Origin of the sequence: Streptomyces alkaliterrae (assembly GCF_007097205.2) — a bacterium.
GTDB classification, from domain to species: domain Bacteria; phylum Actinomycetota; class Actinomycetes; order Streptomycetales; family Streptomycetaceae; genus Streptomyces; species Streptomyces alkaliterrae.
In genome coordinates, this window is record NZ_VJYK02000554.1 from 1 (window position 1) to 1,668 (window position 1,668).

The following is a 1,668-nucleotide window of genomic DNA, read 5'->3' on the forward strand; positions in this document are numbered from 1 at the left end:
GTATAAGAGATAGCCGGTCCCCTCGCGACCGGTCCCGCGTCCGCCGGCCCCGGGCGCCGCGGCCGCGCCCGGCTCACCGCCGTCGCGCTCTGCCTGGTGCTCGGCGCCGGCCTGCTCGGCGGTGCCGCCGCCGGCACCTGGCTGACCGACTCAGGGAGCGAACGCGCCGCCGGCTTCCACGCCGCCGCAGACCTGTGGCGCGAGATCCCCGTCGACGACCTCTTCCCACGCGAGCTGCGCGGGGACGGCGCCGGACCCGGCGGCGCGGACCGCCGCTGGACCCGCCTGGCGGCCGCCCCTGACGGCACCTGCAAGCACGCCTTCGACGAACTGCTGGCCAGGGCGCTCTCCTCGGTGGGCTGCCGCCGACTGGTGCGGGCCACCTACGTCGACGAGACCGCCACCAGCGTCACCACCGTCGGCATGGTCTTCACCCGCGCCGACGCCGACGGCATGCGGGCACTGCGGCAGCGCTTCGCCGACGAGACCCTGGACGCCCGCCCCGACCTGATGCCGCGCCCCTACCCGGTACGCGGCACGGCCGCCGCCGGCTTCGGCGACGCCCAGCGGGCCAGCTGGACGGTCCGCGTGCTGGACGACGCGCCGATCGTGGTGTTCGCCGTCACCGGCTACGCCGACGGCCGCAACGTCAGCGACCCGCAGCCCGCCGCCGAGGCCGTCCGCCGCGGCGAGACCACCGCACCGGCCCAGGCCGGCCTCGGCCACGACGCCAAGGGCATCGCCGACCGCGTGGAACGCGTGGTGCGCCGGGCGGCCGCACAGACCGTGGAGCCCTGATGACAGCCATCCGAGCCCTCCGCCGCACACGCGCGCTCGCCGCGCTCGCCGCCGCGCTGCTGCTGATCCAGCCGGTCTCGACCGCGCGGGCCGACGAGGTCCGCGACCGCCAGTGGTCGCTCGACATGATCGGGGCCCGGGAGGCGTGGAAGACCACCAAGGGCGCCGGCGTCACCGTCGCCGTCCTGGACACCGGGGTAGACGCCGAGCACCGGGACCTCAGGGGCGCGGTACTGGAGGGCAAGGACGCGGTCGGCTTCGGCGCCCGGCGCGGCGACCGCACCTGGGCCCGGCACGGCACCGCCATGGCGGGCATCATCGCCGGCCGCGGCCACGGCCCGGGCGGCGCCGACGGCGTGATCGGCATCGCCCCCGAGGCGCAGGTACTCCCCGTCCGGGTGCTGCTGGAGGACGAGGACCCGCAGCGCCGCCGCGCCCGCGCGACCCGGGGCGGAGCGCTCGCCGAGGGCATCCGCTGGGCGGTCGACCAGGGCGCCGACGTGATCAACCTCTCGCTCGGCGACGACAGCGCCTCCGCGCACCCCGACCCGAAGGAGGACGCCGCCGTCCGCTACGCGCTGCGCAAGGGCGCCGTGGTGGTCGCCTCCGCCGGAAACGGCGGCGAGAAGGGCGACCGCGTCTCCTACCCGGCCGCCTATCCCGGCGTCATCGCGGTGACCGCCGTCGACCGCAACGGCGCCCGGGCCACCTTCAGCACCCGCCGGTGGTACGCCACCGTCAGCGCGCCCGGCGGCTGGCGCGAGAACACCGCGTACAACCTCGGCGTCTTCGACCAGGACGGCACCCTGGTGGGGACCGTGGGACTCGTCACGCTCGCGCTGAACGAGCGGCGCGCCGAGGTGGGCTACT

The 1,668-nt window shown here is 76.8% G+C and carries 2 protein-coding genes; both read left to right on the forward strand.

The window, feature by feature from the left end; all coding sequences use genetic code 11:
* Positions 1-96: 96 nt before the first annotated feature.
* Entirely contained in the window at positions 97-798 is a 702-nt protein-coding gene (locus FNX44_RS26670; protein WP_143651535.1) for a hypothetical protein, read from the forward strand.
* Positions 798-1,668 (forward strand): S8 family serine peptidase (locus FNX44_RS26675; RefSeq protein ID WP_143651536.1); only part of this gene is annotated, 871 nt, incomplete at its 3' end. The genes FNX44_RS26670 and FNX44_RS26675, both read left to right, overlap by 1 nt.